A 19,290-nucleotide genomic window follows, 5' to 3' on the forward strand; every position below is an offset into this window, starting at 1 on the left:
CAACCTGCGGACTGCACCGGCCACGCAATCAACGCGCGGTGAAGCGCCAGGCGCGATGGATCTTGGCATTGCGCGCAAAGTCCGGATCGAGCGTCTGCGCGCTGATCTCCTCGACCTGATAGCGAGCCATCAGGCTCTCATCCAGCTGGAACTTGCGGAAGTTGTTGGAGAAATACAGCACGCCGCCGCGCGCCAGGCGCGCCATGGCCAGGTCGAGCAGCTCGACATGGTCGCGCTGCACATCGAACACCCCTTCCATGCGCTTGGAATTGGAGAAGGTCGGCGGGTCGATGAAAATCAGGTCGTACTCGCCCCGGTCCTCACCCAGCCAGGCCATCACGTCGCCCTGTTCCAGACGCTGTTTGTCGGAGAAACCGTTCAGCGACAGATTGCGCCGCGCCCAGTCCAGGTAGGTTTTCGACAGGTCGACGCTGGTGGTGCTGCGCGCCCCGCCCTTGGCCGCATGGACCGTAGCCGTGGCGGTGTAGCAGAACAGATTCAGGAAGCGCTTGCCGGCCGCCTCGCGCTGGATGCGCATGCGCAGCGGCCGGTGATCGAGGAACAGCCCGGTATCCAGATAGTCGGTGAGGTTGACCAGCAGCTTGACCCCGCCCTCGTTCACTTCCATGAACTGGCCCTGGGCCGCCTGACGCTGATACTGCTTGGTACCGGCCTGACGCTCACGGCGCTTGATCGCCACACGGTTCTGCGCCACGCCCAGCGCCTGGGGAATCGCCGCCAGCGCATCGAGCAGGCGCGCCTGCGCCTTCTCCGGATCGATCGAGCGCGGCGCGGCATACTCCTGCACATGCACCCAGTCGCGGTACAGATCGACCGCCAGGGCATACTCCGGCATGTCCGCATCGTAGAGTCGATAGCACTCGACCCCCTCGCGGCGCGCCCACTTGCCCAGTTGCTTGAGGTTCTTCTGCAGACGGTTGGCGAACATCTGCCCGCCCTCCGACAGGCGCGCCTGTTGCGGCGCTTCCTGCTCGGGCTCGTCGACGTTCTTCGCCCGGCGCTCGCCGGTCACGAACTGTTCGGTCTGCACCTTGATCAGCAGCAGCTTGCAAGCCAGGGCGCCATTCCAGAAGGCATATTGCTTGTGGCTGCGCAGGCCCATGCGTTTACCCAGCTCCGGCGCCCCGGTGAACACCGCGGCCTCCCAGCCCAGGCAGGCCTGACGCAGGCGCTCGCCGAGGTTCTGGTAGAGGTACAGCAGGCTGGCTTCATCCCCCAGGCGCTCGCCATAGGGCGGGTTGCTGATCACCAGGCCTTTCTGGTTCTGGTCCGGACGCGGTTCGAAGTGAGCCAGCTCGCCCTGATAGATCTTCACCCAGTCGGATAACCCGGCACGCTCCACGTTGTTGCGCCCCGGCTGGATCAGGCGGGGATCAGCCTCGTAGCCACGAATCCACAACGGTGGCTTGGCCAGACCCGCCGCCGCACGCTGCTCGGCCTCGGCATGCAGCTTCTTCCACAGCGCCGGCACGTGCCCGAGCCAGTTGGAGAAGCCCCAGCGTTCGCGCTTGAGGTTCGGGGCGACGTCCGCCGCCATCAGCGCGGCCTCCACCAGGAACGTACCCACACCGCACATGGGGTCGGCCAGGGCGCCGCCCTCGGCGGCGATGCGCGGCCAACCGGCACGGATCAGCACCGCAGCCGCGAGGTTTTCCTTGAGCGGCGCCGCGCCCTGCTGCAGGCGATATCCGCGCTGGTGCAGGCTGTGCCCGGACAGGTCCAGGGACAGCACCGCCTCTCCCCGGTCCAGGCGCAGGTGAACGCGCAAGTCGGGATTGACCTTGTCGATGCTCGGACGCTCGCCGGCTGTGGTCCGCAGCCGGTCGACGATCGCATCCTTGACCTTGAGCGCGCCGAAATGGGTGTTGTCGATGCCCGAACCCTGACCACTGAACTCCACCGCCAGGCTGCCGGCCGGCTCCAGGTGATCGCGCCAGTCGACCTCCTTGACCCCGTCATACAGCTGCTCCGCGCTGTTCATGGTGAAACGCGACAGCACCAGCAGCACACGGTTGGCCAGGCGCGACCACAGGCACAGGCGATAGGCGACCTCGATCTCGGCATGGCCACGGACTGCCGCCGTCTGCTCGCGCGCTTCCTCCAGCCCCAGCGCCCTGGCCTCTTCCAGTAACAGACCTTCGAGCCCCTTGGGGCAAGTCAGCACGATTTCGTAACGATCAGACATGGTGTCCTACTGCCTATGGCAATCCGGGAGATGCGGCGGCGCACCTCGACTCAAAAATAAGTGACAAAACGTCACACGGCGACCCTTCGTCGGAATAAGCAAGCGCTCTCATTCGCACTAGCACTTTGCAGGCATGCCTGCGCTCAGCCAGGCCCCACGGCGTCTGGCCGAATGGGCCTGGATGTATTCCCAGCCCCCTTATGGCGCCACCCTCATTTAGGTTACGCCCTTATGACAAATCGATCATTCACAGGCCTCGGTGCATTCGTTAGAACACTACCTAAGGCGCTCGTTGCAACGGCGAGTGCACAGAAGGCCCGCCACGCCGGCAGCGGACCTTCGCAGGCAGACATTTTCTGCCCGGCCTTGCCACAAGGCCAACGGGACATAACAGTCAACAGTGAGGGCAACACCCTATGAGAAGACTTAAGCGTGATCCGTTAGAACGAGCTTTCTTGCGCGGCTATCAGTACGGCATCAATGGTAAATCCCGCGAACTTTGCCCCTTTACCCTGCCATCGGTACGTCAAGCCTGGCTCAATGGCTGGCGTGAGGGCCGTGGTGACAACTGGGATGGGCTGACCGGCGCGGCCGGTATTCATCGACTCAACGAACTTCACGCTGTCGGCTGATCAGGATCACACCCGACTTCACCATGCCGACCCCATCCGGGCGGCGGGCGCAAGCCCTGGGGCTCCTTCGGGAGCCCTATTTATTTACGCAGTGCCGCGATCGCATCCACCGCTTCACGAATCAACGCCGGCCCCTTGTAGATGAACCCCGAATAGATCTGTACCAGGCTGGCGCCGGCAGCGATCTTCTCCGCCGCATGCCGACCTTCGGTGATACCGCCAACGGCGATGATCGGCAGACGGCCGGACAGTTCGCCAGCCAGCACCTTGACGATATGCGTGCTCTTGTCGCGCACCGGCGCACCGGACAGGCCACCGGCTTCGTCGCCATGGGCCAGCCCCTCGACACCTTCGCGGCTGAGCGTGGTGTTGGTCGCGATCACCGCGTCCATGTCCGCGCCCAATAGCGCCGACGCCACCAGCGCGGTTTCTTCATCGCTCATGTCCGGGGCGATCTTGATCGCCAGCGGCACGCGCTTGCCATGCTCCTGGGCCAGGTCCTCCTGACGGCGACGCAAGGCTTCCAGCAGTTCCTTGAGCGAGTCGCCGAACTGCAGGCTGCGCAGCCCGGGCGTGTTGGGCGAGCTGACATTGACCGTGACATAGCTGGCGTGGGCGTACACCTTGTCCAGGCATGCCAGGTAGTCATCCACCGCACGCTCCACCGGGGTATCGAAGTTCTTGCCGATGTTGATGCCCAGTACACCCTTGAACTTCGCAGCCTTGACCCGCTCGAGCAGATGATCGACGCCCTGGTTGTTGAAACCCATGCGGTTGATCACTGCCTCGGCCTCCGGCAGGCGGAACAGGCGCGGCTTGGGGTTGCCTGGCTGCGGCCGAGGCGTCACGGTGCCGATCTCGACGAAACCGAAGCCAAGCTGGGCAAAGCCGTCGATGGCGTCGCCATTCTTGTCCAGCCCCGCCGCCAGCCCCACCGGGTTGGCGAACTGCAGGCCCATCACGTTGACCGGCAAGCTGGCCGGCGCCTTGGTCAGCAAACCATTGAGCCCCAGACGCCCCCCCGCCCCGATCAGGTCGATGGACAGCTCGTGGGAGGTTTCCGGGGAAAGTTTGAACAGCAGCTCGCGGGCCAGGGTGTACATGGGCAGGCTCAGCTCGACAGATAGAGGGTGGGCGGACCGGCGATTATAGCCGTGCACGCATGACGGGCGCGAGGCACCTGCGCCAGATCAGCCCAGAGGGCGTAAGCTCAGCAGCTCGCCGGCATCATTGAATTCCAGAACGAAGGAACCATGGATGCCCGCATGGGTCAAATACGGCCGCAAATGATGCGCTGGCAAACTAACTCGGCGTCCGTCGCGGCTTTGCGCCATAATCCGGTTGGCCTGGCCCCGATAGATGGCCTGCACTCGTTCGGCCGATAACGCAATATCCAGCACCAAGCTGGGCATGGAGGCACCCTCGCAAATGAATGCGGCTATTTTGCCACAGACCTACGCAGCCACAGGCGCTCACGTGCCGCACCACGCTGTATGGGCAATAGCTGCCTGTGTCTGCCACACTGCAGTAGACGCTTCAGGAGCGACCTGTCGGCCATGAGCCTGCCCGAATCCTCCACCCTTGGTGGCCGCCTGACGGCCCTGGCACAACGCCTGGGGTTGCTGGGTCGTGCCTCGCGGCAGATCTTCGCCAGGGCCAGCGTGCTGCGTCTGCCATTCAAGGTGCTTCCAGCGCCGGCCGACAGCATCTGCTGGCATGAGGGCCCGCAACTGCAACAGCTGCTCCACCTCCCTCGCGGCGCCCTGTCCGGCCCGGTACAGGAGGACAAGGCCCAGGCGCATTCCGCACTGACCCAGGTCGTGGAGGCGCAGACGCAACAACTGCAATCCTTCGACCTGCGCCTGATCGACGGTTTCGCCTGTACGACACCCGCCCCCGGCTACAGCAGTTTCGAAGACTATGCGGCGAGCGAGCATTGCCGGCAGGTCCGCATCATCAGCTACAAGGACTTCCTCAAGGCCATGAGCCAGCCCTTGCCGCGCTTCATGGCCGGTGACCCGGTGGAGTTGCTGCAAGCCAATTGGCGCACCCGCACATTCTGGGCAGGGGAAACACGGGGGGAAGCCTTCGCCAGCGCGATTGCCTATGCGCGCAGACGCGGGCTGGAAGTGCTGCTGCCCGCCAACATGGTGCGTTATCGCCTGAGCGAGGCCGGCCTGGACAACCTGCAGCACCGCTACCACGTACTGGCCATGCCTGAAGAGGCCTGGAGCGATCCTGGCTTCATGGGCTTGCTGCTGGACAACGGCATACCCTACGCGCGCCTGTCGCTACTGAAGAAAGCCGGCAAGCCGGAGTTCCTCCTGCTCCCCAAGGAGCACCAGGACGCTACCGCCCTGGGTGAAGGACTGCGCCTGGCCGGCGCGCCAAACGTGCTGGATTATCTGCGCCAACTGGCAACTATCGCCGAGTGATCGCTGGCGTCTATTCGTCGCTGCCGCGCAACAGGCGTCCGATCATGTCCAGCGAATAACCGCGATAGGCGAGAAACCGCCCCTGCTTGGCACGTTCACGAGCATCCATCGGCAACTGACCGGCAAACTTGCGCTGCCAGGTCTCACGCAATGACTCGAACCAGTCGATAGCGCTTTCGCGCAGCGCCTGATCGATGTCGCTGCGCTCCAGCCCCCGTTGCCCCAGTTCTTCGCGAATGCGCTGTGGCCCATAGCCAGCACGCGCACGATAGGCAACGAAGCTTTCCAGATAGCGCGCCTCGGACAGCAGGCCTTCCTCGGACAAGCGCTGCAAGGCCGCCTCTATCAGCTCCTGCGGTGCACCGCGCTTGCGCAGCTTGCGCGTCAGCTCGACACGCCCGTGCTCACGCCGGGCAAGCAGGTCCATGGCCGCCCGCCGAACGGCGAGCGGGTTGTCCAGTATCGCGGTCATGCGTGCGCGGCGGGCTTAGAAGTCGACTTCTGCGTCAGCCAGGTCATCGGCAGTCGCCTTCGCCGGCGTGCTGCTGACCAGCAGCTTCTGGCGAATCTGACCTTCGATCTCGCGTGCCACGGCCTGATTGTCTTCCAGGTACTTGGCGGCATTGGCCTTGCCCTGGCCGATCTTGTTGCCCTGGTAGCTGTACCAGGCACCCGACTTCTCGACCAGACCCTGCTGCACACCGAGGTCGATGATCTCGCCGTTGCGGTAGATGCCCTTGCCATAGAGGATCTGGAACTCGGCCTGACGGAAAGGCGGAGCGACCTTGTTCTTGACGATCTTCACCCGCGTTTCGCTACCGACCACCTCTTCACCCTCTTTCACCGCACCCGTACGACGGATGTCCAGGCGAACCGAGGAGTAGAACTTCAGCGCGTTACCACCGGTAGTGGTTTCCGGGCTGCCGAACATGACACCGATCTTCATGCGGATCTGGTTGATGAAGATGACCAGGCAGTTGGCATTCTTGATGTTACCGGTGATCTTGCGCAGCGCCTGGCTCATCAGACGAGCCTGCAGGCCGACGTGCATGTCACCCATCTCACCCTCGATTTCCGCCTTCGGCACCAGGGCCGCAACGGAGTCGACGATGATCACGTCGATGGCGTTGGAGCGCACCAGCATGTCGGTGATTTCCAGGGCCTGCTCGCCGGTGTCGGGCTGGGAGACCAGCAGGTCGTCGACGTTGACACCCAGCTTGCCGGCGTAATCCGGGTCCAGCGCGTGCTCGGCATCGACGAAGGCACAGGTGGCACCGAGCTTCTGCGCTTCGGCGATCACCGACAGCGTGAGCGTGGTCTTACCGGAGGATTCCGGACCGTAGATCTCGACGATGCGGCCCTTGGGCAGGCCGCCGATGCCCAGCGCGATGTCCAGCCCCAGCGATCCGGTGGAAATGGCCGGAATCGCCTGACGCTCGTGATCGCCCATGCGCATGACCGCGCCCTTGCCAAACTGCTTCTCGATCTGGCCCAGGGCAGCCGCCAAGGCACGCTTCTTGTTCTCGTCCATTCTATCCTCGCATGTTCAAGAGGGCCGGCAGGCCACCAACAACTGTATAAGTAGCCAGTATTATTCCACAGGGCAAGTCGTCCGCCTACCCCAGGGAAGGATTTTCCTCCGCCAACAGGGCGAGAAGCCCCGTCAGTGCGGCCTCGACCGTTTGTCGGCGCACCTGATCACGGCCTCCGGCGAATTGTTTGCGCACGCTGAAAATCCGCTCGCCATCGCCCCAGGCCAACCAGACAGTGCCCACCGGCTTCTCCGCCGAGCCGCCGTCGGGACCGGCCACTCCGCTGACCGCGACTGCGTAACGCGCGCCGCTGTGCGCCTGAGCCCCTCGCACCATCGCCTCGACGACTTCCTGGCTGACCGCGCCGACGCTGACGAACAACTCGCTGCACACGTCCAGCTGCCTGGTTTTCTGCGCATTGGAGTAGGTGACATAGCCCGCCTCGAACCAGGCCGAACTGCCGGGAATGCGGGTAATGGCCTCGGCGATCCCACCGCCGGTGCAGGACTCTGCGGTGCTCACCTGGGCGCCCACCCTTTTCAACCCGTCACCCAGTTGCGCGGCCAGCCGATCGATTCTGTCCATGTCCGTACCTCGTTCATCGAACGGACAACCCTACACAGCTTGAACCGCCAGTGGAACGCGCAAATGTCGTCTAGTGTTATCTCCGGTGACGGAACGAAAGGAGACGCGAGATGTGGCTGTCACGCAATAAAGAGCAGAAGGACGCGCCCAGCGCCGGAACAGCCGAGCTGCAGGCCATACGACAATCGATGGCGATGATCGAGTTCACCCCGGATGGCATCATCCTCGATGCCAACCGCGCCTTTCTCGAGGTGGTGGGCTACAGCCTGGAGGAGATCGTCGGCCAGCACCACCGACTGTTCTGTTCGCGCAGCCTGAGCGAGAGCCTGGCCTATCAGCAATTCTGGCAGCGCCTGCGCCAGGGCGAACACTTCAGCGACCGTTTCCCCAGGCTGACGCGGGATCGCCGGGAAGTCTGGCTCGAAGCCACCTACATGCCGATCCGTGACGCCCAGGGCACGGTGACCAAGGTCATGAAGATCGCCACCGACATCACCCGTCAGGTCGCCGCCGAGCACATGCACGAGAGCTACATCAAGGCCATCGACCGCTCCATGGCGGTGATCGAATTCAACCTGGATGGCGAGGTGGTCAGCGCCAACCAGAATTTCCTCGACCTGATGGGTTATACCCGCGACGAGGTGATCGGCCAGCATCACCGGATGTTCTGCCTGGCAGAAGACAGCCACAGCGACGACTACCGTGAGTTCTGGGCACGCCTGAACAAGGGCGAGTTCATGTCCGACCGCTTTCGCCGCGTCACCAAGCACGGCCGCCAGGTCTGGCTGCGCGCGACCTACAACCCGCTGTACGACGCCAACGGACGCGTGTACGGCGTCGTCAAGTTCGCCAGCGACATCACCACCCAGGTCGAGCGCCGCGACTCCGAAGCCGCCGCCGCGCAGCTGGCCCACGACATCGCCAAGGAGACCGACGTCTCCGCCGATCACGGCACCCGCACCGTGGCGCAGACCGTCGCGGTGGTCAACGACATCGCCAGCGAACTGGCCAACGTCGCGGAGCAGATCGAAGGCCTGAACAAGCAGTCGGAACAGATCACCAGCATCGTCCAGGTCATCCGCGGCATCGCCGACCAGACCAACCTGCTGGCACTCAATGCCGCGATAGAAGCCGCACGCGCCGGTGAACAGGGGCGCGGATTCGCCGTGGTTGCCGATGAAGTCCGCCAGCTGGCCTCGCGCACCAGCCAGGCCACCCAGGAAATCAACGGTGTCGTCCAGGAGAACCAGAGCCTAACGCGTAACGCCGTGGCCAGCATGGCCACGACACGCGAACACGCACGCACCGGCGTGGACCTGGCCAACCAGGCCGGCGAGGTGATCCGCGAGATACGCAGCGAGTCGCAGCGGGTGGTCGAAGCCGTCGCCCAGTTCTCGGTGACGTTCACCGACTGAACGCGAATCGCTGCCGATTCGGGGTCCACGCGGTGGGCGAAGTATGGGAAAATTCCCGGCTTCGTCACACCCACCGCACCTAAGGCCCGGCATGACCGATCTCTCCGCTCACACCCCGATGATGCAGCAATATTGGAAGCTGAAGAACCAGCACCCGGATCAGCTGATGTTCTATCGCATGGGCGACTTCTACGAGATATTCTACGAGGATGCGAAGAAGGCCGCCAAACTGCTGGACATCACCCTGACCGCGCGCGGCCAGTCGGCCGGTCAGTCGATTCCCATGTGCGGCATCCCCTTCCATTCGGTCGAAGGCTACCTGGCCAAACTGGTCAAGCTTGGCGAGTCGGTGGTGATCTGCGAGCAGGTCGGCGATCCGGCCACCAGCAAGGGCCCGGTCGAGCGCCAGGTGGTGCGCATCATCACTCCCGGCACCATCAGCGACGAGGCCCTGCTCGACGAACACCGCGACAACCTGCTGGCTGCCGTGCTGGGTGACGAGCGCCTGTTCGGCCTGGCCGTGCTGGACATCACCAGCGGCCGCTTCAGCGTTCAGGAAATCAGGGGCTGGGAAAACCTGCTGGCCGAACTGGAACGCCTGAACCCCGCCGAGTTGCTGATCCCCGACGACTGGCCACAGGGCCTGCCGGCCGAGAAGCGCAAGGGTTCTCGACGTCGCGCCCCCTGGGACTTCGACCGCGACAGTGCCTTCAAGAGCCTGTGCCAGCAGTTCGGCACCCAGGACCTGAAAGGCTTCGGCTGCGAAAACCTGACCCTGGCCATCGGCGCCGCCGGCTGCCTGCTGGGCTACGCCAAGGAAACCCAGCGCACCGCCCTGCCCCACCTGCGCAGCCTGCGTCACGAACGCCTGGACGACACGGTGATCCTCGACGGCGCCAGCCGCCGCAACCTGGAGCTGGACATCAACCTCTCCGGCGGGCGCGACAACACCCTGCAATCGGTGATGGATCGCTGCCAGACCGCCATGGCCAGCCGCCTGCTGGGGCGCTGGCTGAACCGTCCGCTGCGAGATCGTGCCGTACTCGAGGCACGCCAGAACGCCATCGCCTGCCTGCTCGACGGCTACCGTTTCGAGACGCTACAACCGCAGCTCAAGGAGATCGGCGACCTGGAGCGGATCCTTGCCCGTATCGGCCTGCGCAACGCCCGTCCACGCGACCTCGCCCGCCTGCGTGACGCTCTCGCCGCACTGCCCGAGCTGCAGCAGGCGATGACCCCGCTGGACACGCCGCACCTGCAGCAACTGGCAAACAGCATCGCCACCTACCCCGAGCTGGCCGACCTGCTGGCCCGCGCCATCATCGACAACCCGCCGGCGGTCATCCGTGACGGTGGCGTGCTGAAGACCGGCTACGACGCCGAACTGGACGAACTGCAGGCGATGAGCGAGAACGCCGGCCAGTTCCTCATGGACCTGGAAGCACGCGAGAAGGCCCGCACCGGCCTGGCCAACCTCAAGGTCGGCTACAACCGCGTGCACGGCTACTTCATCGAACTGCCGACCAAGCAGGCGGAGTCGGCCCCCGCCGATTACATTCGCCGGCAGACGCTCAAGGGCGCCGAACGCTTCATCACCCCGGAGCTGAAGGAGTTCGAGGACAAGGCCCTGTCGGCCAAGAGCCGTGCCCTGGCCCGCGAGAAGATGCTCTATGACGAACTGCTGGAGCGCCTGATCGGCCACCTGGCGCCGCTGCAGGACAGTGCCGCGGCGCTGGCCGAACTGGACGTGCTGAGCAACCTGGGCGAACGCGCGCTGAATCTCGACCTGAACCGCCCGCGCTTCGTCGAAGAACCCTGCATGCGCATTGATCAGGGCCGCCACCCGGTGGTCGAGCAGGTGCTGACCACACCGTTCGTGGCCAACGACCTCGACCTCGACGACAACCGCCGTATGCTGATCATCACCGGCCCGAACATGGGCGGTAAATCCACCTACATGCGCCAGACCGCGCTGATCGTGCTGCTGGCGCACATCGGCAGCTTCGTCCCTGCCGCTGCCTGCGAACTGTCACTGGTCGACCGTATCTTCACCCGCATCGGCTCCAGTGACGACCTCGCCGGCGGGCGCTCGACCTTCATGGTGGAAATGAGCGAAACCGCCAACATCCTGCATAACGCCAGCGAACGCAGCCTGGTGCTGATGGACGAGGTTGGCCGTGGTACCAGCACCTTCGACGGCCTGTCGCTGGCCTGGTCGGCGGCCGAACATCTGGCCCGCCTGCGCGCCTTCACCCTGTTCGCTACCCACTACTTCGAGCTGACCGTGCTTCCGGAAAGCGAGCCGGTGGTGGCCAACGTGCACCTCTCGGCCACCGAGCACAACGAGCGCATCGTCTTCCTCCACCACGTCCAGGCGGGGCCTGCAAGCCAGAGCTACGGCCTGGCCGTGGCACAGCTGGCGGGCGTGCCCGGCAGCGTGATCAGCCGCGCCCGTGAGCACCTGGCGCGCCTGGAAGCCACCAGCCTGCCGCACGATCGACCTCGGCAAGAGCCCGGACAGCCGCAAGCACCGATGCAGAGCGACCTGTTCGCCAGCACGCCGCACCCGCTGCTGGAGCAATTGCATACGATCAATCCGGATGATCTGACTCCGCGCAAAGCGTTGGAACTGTTATATACATGGAAGACGCAGATCTAACGCTCAATACAACAAACTGCTAGAATCGCGCGCAATTTTACGACCGCCCGGTTTACAGCCTGAGCCGCGGCCCCTGACAGAGCGCCTGAGAGCCCTTCACAGAAAGGGCCCAGGCCGCCGCCCGAGGAGAGAATCAGACATGACCTTCGTCGTCACCGACAACTGCATCAAGTGCAAATACACCGACTGCGTGGAAGTCTGCCCGGTGGACTGCTTCTACGAGGGCCCGAACTTTCTGGTCATCCATCCTGACGAGTGCATCGACTGCGCCCTGTGCGAGCCGGAGTGCCCCGCCCAGGCCATCTTCTCGGAAGACGAGGTGCCGGAAGATCAGCAGGAGTTCATCGAGCTGAACGCCGACCTGGCTGAAGTCTGGCCGAACATCACCGAGAAGAAGGACGCCCTGGCCGACGCCGAAGAGTGGGATGGCGTGAAGGACAAGCTGCAGCACCTGGAGCGCTAAGCCGCTGCAGAACGCAAAGACCCGCCAAGTGCGGGTCTTTTGCATTATGGGATAGCGTCGCTCGGAACAGTCGGCGCAGCGGTGCAAGTTGCCGGCGCCACGCCTGACGTGGCGGGTGCCCCTTGCGGATTGCGGGCAGGAATGGCGGGCAAAAAAAAGGGGCGGCTTGCGCCGCCCACTTTTATTCCCTAGTCCCTTTATTTCCAAGCCCATCATCCTGATGAATCGCTTCTTGCGATGTTCCTGATCATCGTCCTGATGACCTGTGCTTCTCCCTAAGCACGGTTGTGATATTAGCCGCTACAGACTTCCCTGCAAGCCGGCAAAAACCGCCCTCATCCAGTTCTTTAAAATAAAAACATGTTCAAAAACAATGAGTTAAAAAATATAAAGACAAAAACAAGAGGCAGCCACCCCAAACGCTGACAGCGTCTGTAAGCGATGACTTACACGGGGATGCAGAAAAAACCCGGCCGAAGCCGGGTTGGTGATCGAGGTGAACGCTACTGGAACAGTGCGTCGCTCGAAAGGCCATTCTTTTCGAGGATCTCGCGCAGACGCTTGAGCGCCTCCACCTGGATCTGCCTGACTCGCTCGCGGGTCAGACCGATCTCCTGCCCCACCTCTTCCAGCGTACAGCTCTCATGGCCACGCAAGCCGAAGCGGCGCACCACGACTTCACGCTGCTTGTCGGTCAGGTCCGAGAGCCACTGGTCGATGCTCTGGGACAGGTCATCGTCCTGCAACAGCTCACACGGGTCGGTCGGACGATCGTCGGTCAGGGTGTCGAGCAACGTCTTGTCCGAGTCCGGACCGAGCGAGACGTCCACCGAGGACACCCGCTCGTTGAGGCCCAGCATGCGCTTGACCTCACCCACCGGTTTTTCCAGCAGGTTGGCAATTTCTTCCGCTGAAGGCTCATGGTCGAGCTTCTGGGTCAGTTCACGAGCCGCACGCAGGTATACGTTGAGCTCCTTGACCACATGAATCGGCAAACGGATGGTTCGCGTCTGGTTCATGATGGCCCGTTCGATGGTCTGGCGGATCCACCAGGTCGCATAGGTTGAAAAACGGAAACCACGCTCCGGATCGAACTTCTCCACAGCGCGAATCAACCCCAGGTTCCCCTCTTCGATCAGATCGAGCAGAGAGAGGCCGCGATTGACGTAACGCCGAGCGATCTTGACGACCAGGCGCAGGTTGCTCTCGATCATGCGCTTGCGCCCGGCAGGATCGCCCTTCTGCGCCAGACGCGCGAAGTGCACTTCCTCTTCGGGAGTGAGCAAGGGAGAGAAACCGATTTCGTTGAGGTAAAGCTGAGTGGCGTCGAGCGCCCGGGTGTAATCGATGTACTTGTGCTGCTTGGAGGGAGCGGCGTTCTTGGTCTTGGTACGCGCGACCGGTGCTTCCACCTCATCGCCCTGAACCTCGCCCAAGACGATACCCGGCTCCATGAGGAGCAGCTCATCGTCGACGTCAAACTCCGGCGCTTCTTTTTTTGTGAGAGCCATTGTTGTTGTCCCTAGCTGAGTTCGACAACAGACTCTGGCGGAACCGTCCTGGCCATACCTGAGCCCGTCCCTCCCACGAGATGGAACGAGTCAGCGGCGGATCAACGACGTGGCAGGTATTGCAGTGGATCGACAGGTTTACCTTGGCGGCGAATCTCGAAGTGCAGTTTCACCCGGTCGGCCCCTGTTGATCCCATCTCGGCAATGCTTTGCCCGGCTTTGACCTGCTGCCCCTCCCGTACCAACAGCCTGCGGTTGTGACCGTAGGCACTTACGTAGGTGTCGCTGTGCTTGATGATGATCAATTCGCCGTAGCCCCGCAAACCACTCCCGGCGTACACCACCGACCCATCAGACGCAGCTAAAACAGGCTGTCCTAATTCCCCGGCGATATCAATGCCTTTATTCAAACTACCGTTTGAGGAAAAACGGCTGATCACCGAGCCCTGCGTTGGCCAGGCCCAGCCACTGGCCGAGCGGCTCACGGGCGTTACAGGTGTCGTGGCAGGCGTGCTGGCGACAGGCGGCTTGGCCGGCTTGGTCGCGGGCGGCGCGGTGACGGGAGTAGCAGGCTGAGCCGGCCTGCTGGTTGTCGGCGCGCTGCTGCGAACGGGGGTCGACGCCACCGGCTGGCTGGCCAGGGCGCGATTGTCGAAGCGAATGATCTGGCCGACACGGATCAGGTAGGGATCACGCAGGCCATTGTGGGCAGCCAGGGCCTTCCAGTCCCAGCCGAAGCGGAAGGCGATCGAGTACAGGGTGTCGCCGCGCTGCACCACGTAGTGACCACTGCGCACGGGCTGACGCTGGATCACCGGCGCCCGCCCCTGGTTCTGCCCGCGCTCCACCACCTGCACGCCACCGGGAGGCGAACTGACGCAACCAGCCAGCACGGCAACGGCGAGCGTGGCCAGTGGCAGGCGCAGCGCCATGGCGGCGCGAAGCAGAACGTGAACGACGGTGCGACTCACCCGATGGCTCCCTGAATGATTCCGAGTACGGCGTATTGTGCCGTATTTATTCGGCGCGACCAGCATCGGCGGGTTGACGCTGTGCCAGCCACTCCAGGCCCAGCACCAGCACGATCCCGCCAATCGCCAGCAACACGGCAATCAGCAGTTGCGCATCCTGGCCGCTGATCTCGGCAAAATGCCCGGGCAGCAGGTTGTGCTGCAACAGCGGCACCTGCTCGCCCTTGCTGTCGATACGCCAGGTGAGCGTCTCCTTCCAGGGCCAGACCTTGTTCAGCGAACCGAGCATCAGGCCACTGAGAAAGGCCAGGCTCAGATCACGCCAGCGCGCCAGCAGCCAGCTGAGCAGCCGGGCGAAGCTGAGCAACCCGAGCAGGCAACCGGCGGCGAACACGCCCAGCACCAGGAGGTTGAGATCCTTCACTGCCCCCAGCACCACCGAGTAGAGCCCCAGCAGCAGCAGGATGAAGCTGCCGGAGATTCCCGGCAGGATCATTGCGCAGATGGCGATAGCCCCCGCCAGAAACAGGGTCGGCAGGTCGCTCCCCCAGTGCATCGGGGCGGCCACGGTGATCCAGTAGGCGAACCCCAGGCCAAGCAGGAAACTCAGCACCCGCGTCCAGTTCCAGCGCCCGATCTCACGCCCCACCAGGTAGGTGGACACGAGGATCAGACCGAAGAAGAACGACCAGACCGGTATCGGGTGATGCTTGAGCAGGTAGGTGATCAGCCGTGCGAGGGTGAGGATGCTGGTCAGAATGCCGCTGAACAGCACCAGCAGAAAGGTCGCATTGGCTTTCTGCCAGGCGTCCTTGATACGGCCGCGCAGCAACAGCAGAAGCGCATCGGGAACGCTGGCGATGGAGCGCAGCAGCTCGTCATAGATGCCGCTGATGAAGGCGATGGTACCGCCGGAGACGCCAGGCACCACATCGGCAGCGCCCATGGCCATGCCCTTGGCGTAGAGCAGGAAATGTTTCTTCATGGATCCTTCCAGAACGATAAAGCGGTCAGGCCAGTGGCCCGTTGAGTAACGGCACGAAACGCACGGCATCGAGCACGTGCCGGGAAAAGCCCTCCTCCTCGCGCACGATCAGCAACAGTTGCTGCACGTCGCCGCTGCCGACCGGTATGACCAGGCGACCACCCGGTGCCAGCTGGTCGAGCAGTGCCTGCGGTACCTGCGCAGCGGCGGCAGTGACGATGATGCCGTTGTACGGGCCCAGCGCATTCCAGCCCTCCCAGCCATCACCCCAGCGAAAGACCACGTTGCGCAGGCTGAGTTCGACGAGGCGCTCCTTGGCGCGCTCCTGCAGCCCCTGGATACGCTCCACGGAGAACACCCGCTCGACCAACTGCGCCAGCACGGCGGTCTGGTAGCCGGAACCGGTGCCGATCTCCAGCACCTTGTCCAACGGCCCGGCGGCCAGCAGCAACTCGGTCATGCGGCCAACCATGTAGGGCTGGGAAATGGTCTGGTTGTGACCGATGGGCAGTGCGGTGTCCTCGTAGGCGCGGTGCGCCAGCGCCTCATCCACGAACAGATGGCGCGGTGTACGGCGGATCACTTCCAGCACCCGCGCGTTGGACAATCCTTCCTCGTAGAGACGCTGAATCAGCCGCTCACGGGTGCGCTGCGAGGTCATGCCGATCCCGCTGCGCTGCATGTCGTCCTGTCCACGCATCAGAAGATTCCCTCCAGCCAGCCGTCCATACTTTCGAGGGCTTCATTGAACGTCCGGTCGAGCCGCAGCGGCGTGACCGAAACGTAGCCCTGCATCACGGCGTGGAAGTCGGTGCCCGGGCTGCCATCCTCGACATCGCCCGCGGCCGCGATCCAATAGCCTTCCTTGCCACGCGGATTGACCGCCTTGACCGGCGCCGGCGCGCGGGCACGGTGGCCCAGACGGGTCAGCTGCACACCGCGGATATGCTCGAGCGGCAGGTTCGGCACGTTGACGTTGAGCACGGTACGCGGCGGCAGGTCGAGCTGCGCGTGCGCCTCGACCAGCTTGCGGGCGAAATAGGCGGCCGTCGGCAGGTTGTCGGGCAGGCGCGACAGCAGCGAGAAGGCAAACGCCGTCTTGTCCAGGAAACGCCCTTCCAGCGCAGCGGCGACGGTGCCGGAATAGAGCACGTCATCACCCAGGTTCGCCCCCAGGTTGATACCGGAGACGACCATCTCCGGCGTCTGCTCGAGCAGGCCGTTGATGCCCAGGTGCACGCAGTCGGTCGGGGTGCCATTGAGGCTGATGAAGCCGTTGGGAAGTGCCACCGGATGCAGCGGACGGTCGAGTGTCAGCGCACTGCTGGCACCACTCTTGTCTTCGGCCGGCGCAACCACCACGCACTCGGCGTAATCGGCCAGCGCCTGGTGCAACGCGGCGATACCGGGTGCGTTCACCCCGTCGTCGTTGGAAATCAGAATTCGCATGGAGTATCCGTCTGCCCTGTCGGCATGAGGTCGACGAGTTCGCGCACCACGACGGTGGCGAAACTCCCGGCCGGCAGGACGAATGCAAGTTGCAGAATATCGGGTTCCGGATAATGCCACGTAAGGCTCTGAATGGGGAGGCGCAGAATGCGTCGTTCGTGAGCCATGCCCGCCTTGCTCAACCAGGCGAGCAGCGCCGGCTCCTCACTGCCGACCGCCTGTTCCAGCTCGTTCACCGCCTGCGCGGTCGGGAGCAGCCCTTCGCCCCAGAGCGGCCCGGTGGGGTGCAGATCGAGGATCGCCAGACGCGGATCCTGGCACTCGGCCTCCCCGGCCATGAAGAAGCTGCGGCTGGTGGTGAAGGCCAGCAGATCGCCGACGCACGCCTGGTTCCAGCTCCCTGCGGCGACCCGCTCGGCCAGCACGCGGTTGAACAGGTAGCTGCGTGCCGAAGACAGCAGCCGCGAACGCAGGTTGCGCTGCACCGGCAGTTCTTCGCGCTCGGCATGGCGCCGCGCCTCCAGCAGGTTGCCGCCGTCGAAGCCGAAACGCTGCAGCCCGTAATAGTTGGGCACGCCCTGTTCGGCGATCTGCCGCAAGCGCTGCTCCAGCACCTCGCGGTCAGCCTGCAGCGCGGTCAGGCGCAGGATGAAGCCGTTGGCCGAATGGGCACCGCGCTGCAGCTTGCGATTGTGTCGCTCGCGCTTGAGGATGCTCAGCGCCGGGCTTTCGGCGGCCGCCAGATCGGGGTCGGCCTTGCCTGGCAGGTGCAGGCTGAACCATTGCCGGGTGAGTGCCTGGCGATCCTTGAGGCCGGCGTAGCTGACCGCCTTGAGGGGCAGCCCCGCAGCGCGGGCGATGCGACGGGCGGCATCCTCGGTGTTCAGGCCGCGCTTCTCCACCCATAGCCAGAGGTGTTCACCCTGGCCGGTGAGCGGAATGTCCAGCACCTCATCGACCTGGAAGTCCTCGGCCGTGGCCTTGAGCACGGCGCGCCCGCAGGCCTCGCCATGGGCGCGCGGGCCCAGCAACTGCTGCTCGTTCATGCCTTGACCAGCAAGGCCACGGCATGCACCGCGATCCCTTCCTCACGCCCGGTGAAGCCCAGCTTCTCGGTGGTGGTGGCCTTGACGTTGACCTGGTCCAGCTGCACGCCGAGATCCGCAGCGATGCACGCGCGCATGGCCTCGATGTGCGGCGCCATCTTCGGCGCCTGGGCGACGATGGTGGCGTCGACATTGCCCACCGCGAAGCCCTTGACCCGCACCAGCCCCATCACGTGACGCAGCAGCGCGCGGCTATCGGCGCCCTTGAAGGTCGGATCGGTATCGGGAAAGTGCTTGCCGATGTCACCCAGCGCCACCGCGCCGAGCAGGGCGTCGCTCAGTGCGTGCAACAGCACATCACCGTCGGAATGAGCGACGAGACCGAACCTGTGGGGAATCCGCACGCCACCGAGGGTGATGAAATCGCCATCGCCGAAGCGGTGTACGTCATAGCCATGACCGATACGCATAAAGAACAACGCCCTGAAAAAGTCAGGGCGCAATTCTAACCGGTTTGCCGGCTCGCTCGGATGAAATCCGCTCGATTCAGGCCTGAGCCAGTGCCTGCGCATGGTGGCGCAGGTGATCCTCGATGAAGCTGGCGATGAAGTAGTAGCTGTGGTCATAGCCAGGCTGCAAACGCAGGGTCAGCGGATGGCCGACCGCCCTGGCAGCCGCCTCCAGCGCCTCGGGCTTGAGCTGGTTCTCGAGGAAGTCGTCACGATCGCCCTGATCCACCAGAATCGGCAGACGTTCGCTGGCCTCGGCCAGCAGCGCACAGGCATCCCACTCTTTCCAGCGCGAACGGTCTTCGCCGAGGTAGCGCGACAGTGCCTTCTCGCCCCAGGGGCAGTGCATCGGATTGCTGATCGGCGAGAACGCCGACAGCGAGCGATAGCGCCCCGGGTTGCGCAGCGCACAGACCAGCGCACCATGCCCGCCCATCGAGTGGCCGGCGATGCCACGGCGATCGGATACCGGGAAGTTGGCCTCGATCAGCGCGGGCAACTCCTGCACCACGTAGTCGTGCATGCGGTAGTTGCGCGCCCAGGGCTCCTGGGTAGCGTTGACGTAGAAGCCCGCGCCCTTGCCGAAGTCCCAGGCGTTGTCCGGGTCACCCGGCACATCGTCGCCACGCGGACTGGTATCCGGCGCCACGATCACCAGCCCCAGCTCGGCGGCCAGGCGCTGCGCCCCGGCCTTCTGCATGAAGTTCTCGTCGGTGCAGGTCAGGCCGCTCAGCCAGTACAGCACCGGCAGCCTGCCGCCCTGCTCGGCCTGCGGCGGCAGGTAGACGGCGAACACCATGTCGCAACCCAGGGTGGTGGAACGGTGGCGATAGCGCTTGTGCCAGCCACCGAAACTCTTCTGGCAGGAAATGTTTTCCATAAGCCCCTCCGG

At 64.0% G+C, this 19,290-nt stretch carries 19 protein-coding genes; 5 read left to right on the forward strand and 14 right to left on the reverse strand.

The genetic code is table 11. The features are described from left to right. Window positions 1-28: 28 nt before the first annotated feature. A complete protein-coding gene (rlmKL, locus tag FIV02_RS16265) occupies window positions 29-2,206 on the reverse strand; it encodes a bifunctional 23S rRNA (guanine(2069)-N(7))-methyltransferase RlmK/23S rRNA (guanine(2445)-N(2))-methyltransferase RlmL (RefSeq protein ID WP_152489198.1) in 2,178 nt (725 codons plus the stop codon). A 416-nt stretch (window positions 2,207-2,622) separates the two neighbouring features. On the opposite strand from rlmKL, the gene rmf reads away from it, so the two are divergent. Further along, the gene (gene rmf, locus FIV02_RS16270) at window positions 2,623-2,838 is read left to right on the forward strand and encodes a ribosome modulation factor (protein WP_080756998.1); all 216 of its coding nucleotides are present in this window, start codon (window positions 2,623-2,625) and stop codon (window positions 2,836-2,838) included. 80 nt (window positions 2,839-2,918) lie between these two features. Here the strand turns inward: rmf and FIV02_RS16275 are convergent, their stop codons facing one another. Together FIV02_RS16275 and FIV02_RS16280 are read right to left on the reverse strand one after the other, a co-directional pair. Next, window positions 2,919-3,941: a quinone-dependent dihydroorotate dehydrogenase gene (locus FIV02_RS16275; protein ID WP_037053235.1), complete on the reverse strand. Its 1,023-nt coding sequence runs from the start codon at window positions 3,939-3,941 to the stop codon at window positions 2,919-2,921. Between the two features lie 87 nt (window positions 3,942-4,028). Next, window positions 4,029-4,250 carry a DUF2835 domain-containing protein gene (locus FIV02_RS16280; protein ID WP_080756997.1) on the reverse strand — a complete coding sequence of 74 codons (222 nt, stop codon included), beginning with the start codon at window positions 4,248-4,250 and terminating at the stop codon, window positions 4,029-4,031. 144 nt (window positions 4,251-4,394) lie between these two features. Between FIV02_RS16280 and FIV02_RS16285 the strand changes: the two genes are divergently transcribed. After that, entirely contained in the window at window positions 4,395-5,273 is an 879-nt protein-coding gene (locus FIV02_RS16285) for a DUF6685 family protein (RefSeq protein WP_152489199.1), read from the forward strand. Between the two features lie 10 nt (window positions 5,274-5,283). Here FIV02_RS16285 and recX read toward each other — a convergent pair whose 3' ends face one another. The 3 genes from recX to FIV02_RS16300 form a co-directional block, all read right to left on the reverse strand. After that, the gene (gene recX, locus FIV02_RS16290; protein ID WP_152489200.1) at window positions 5,284-5,745 is read right to left on the reverse strand and encodes a recombination regulator RecX; all 462 of its coding nucleotides are present in this window, start codon (window positions 5,743-5,745) and stop codon (window positions 5,284-5,286) included. Between the two features lie 15 nt (window positions 5,746-5,760). Further along, window positions 5,761-6,804 (reverse strand): recombinase RecA, encoded by a 1,044-nt coding sequence (recA, locus tag FIV02_RS16295; protein WP_037053238.1) that lies wholly within the window; start codon window positions 6,802-6,804, stop codon window positions 5,761-5,763. Between the two features lie 85 nt (window positions 6,805-6,889). Beyond that, window positions 6,890-7,390 (reverse strand): CinA family protein, encoded by a 501-nt coding sequence (locus tag FIV02_RS16300; protein WP_152489201.1) that lies wholly within the window; start codon window positions 7,388-7,390, stop codon window positions 6,890-6,892. Window positions 7,391-7,500: 110 nt separating this feature from the next. Between FIV02_RS16300 and FIV02_RS25115 the strand changes: the two genes are divergently transcribed. From FIV02_RS25115 to fdxA, 3 genes are all read left to right on the forward strand, one after another. Beyond that, window positions 7,501-8,805 carry a PAS domain-containing methyl-accepting chemotaxis protein gene (locus FIV02_RS25115; RefSeq protein ID WP_152489202.1) on the forward strand — a complete coding sequence of 435 codons (1,305 nt, stop codon included), beginning with the start codon at window positions 7,501-7,503 and terminating at the stop codon, window positions 8,803-8,805. Between the two features lie 91 nt (window positions 8,806-8,896). Beyond that, a complete protein-coding gene (gene mutS, locus FIV02_RS16310; protein WP_152489203.1) occupies window positions 8,897-11,464 on the forward strand; it encodes a DNA mismatch repair protein MutS in 2,568 nt (855 codons plus the stop codon). A 139-nt stretch (window positions 11,465-11,603) separates the two neighbouring features. Next, on the forward strand, window positions 11,604-11,927 hold the full coding sequence (gene fdxA, locus FIV02_RS16315; protein ID WP_037053831.1) for a ferredoxin FdxA: 324 nt from the start codon (window positions 11,604-11,606) through the stop codon (window positions 11,925-11,927). A gap of 503 nt (window positions 11,928-12,430) precedes the next feature. Here the strand turns inward: fdxA and rpoS are convergent. The 8 genes from rpoS to fghA form a co-directional block, all read right to left on the reverse strand. Continuing rightward, window positions 12,431-13,438: an RNA polymerase sigma factor RpoS gene (gene rpoS, locus FIV02_RS16320; protein WP_037053828.1), complete on the reverse strand. Its 1,008-nt coding sequence runs from the start codon at window positions 13,436-13,438 to the stop codon at window positions 12,431-12,433. A gap of 101 nt (window positions 13,439-13,539) precedes the next feature. Then, on the reverse strand, window positions 13,540-14,370 hold the full coding sequence (locus FIV02_RS16325) for a peptidoglycan DD-metalloendopeptidase family protein (RefSeq protein ID WP_152489204.1): 831 nt from the start codon (window positions 14,368-14,370) through the stop codon (window positions 13,540-13,542). 85 nt (window positions 14,371-14,455) lie between these two features. Continuing rightward, entirely contained in the window at window positions 14,456-15,394 is a 939-nt protein-coding gene (locus tag FIV02_RS16330; protein WP_037053825.1) for a DUF368 domain-containing protein, read from the reverse strand. Between the two features lie 25 nt (window positions 15,395-15,419). Next, the gene (locus FIV02_RS16335; protein ID WP_167494371.1) at window positions 15,420-16,055 is read right to left on the reverse strand and encodes a protein-L-isoaspartate(D-aspartate) O-methyltransferase; all 636 of its coding nucleotides are present in this window, start codon (window positions 16,053-16,055) and stop codon (window positions 15,420-15,422) included. Between the two features lie 38 nt (window positions 16,056-16,093). Further along, a complete protein-coding gene (gene surE / locus FIV02_RS16340; RefSeq protein WP_037053820.1) occupies window positions 16,094-16,843 on the reverse strand; it encodes a 5'/3'-nucleotidase SurE in 750 nt (249 codons plus the stop codon). Then, the gene (truD, locus tag FIV02_RS16345; RefSeq protein WP_152489205.1) at window positions 16,831-17,889 is read right to left on the reverse strand and encodes a tRNA pseudouridine(13) synthase TruD; all 1,059 of its coding nucleotides are present in this window, start codon (window positions 17,887-17,889) and stop codon (window positions 16,831-16,833) included. The genes surE and truD overlap by 13 nt, the downstream gene beginning before the upstream one ends. Continuing rightward, window positions 17,886-18,359: a 2-C-methyl-D-erythritol 2,4-cyclodiphosphate synthase gene (gene ispF, locus FIV02_RS16350; protein WP_152489206.1), complete on the reverse strand. Its 474-nt coding sequence runs from the start codon at window positions 18,357-18,359 to the stop codon at window positions 17,886-17,888. The genes truD and ispF overlap by 4 nt, the downstream gene beginning before the upstream one ends. A gap of 76 nt (window positions 18,360-18,435) precedes the next feature. Continuing rightward, window positions 18,436-19,278: an S-formylglutathione hydrolase gene (fghA, locus tag FIV02_RS16355; protein WP_037053812.1), complete on the reverse strand. Its 843-nt coding sequence runs from the start codon at window positions 19,276-19,278 to the stop codon at window positions 18,436-18,438. Window positions 19,279-19,290 lie beyond the last annotated feature (12 nt).

Source organism: Pseudomonas sp. THAF187a, assembly GCF_009363395.1.
Lineage (GTDB): Bacteria > Pseudomonadota > Gammaproteobacteria > Pseudomonadales > Pseudomonadaceae > Aquipseudomonas > Aquipseudomonas khazarica.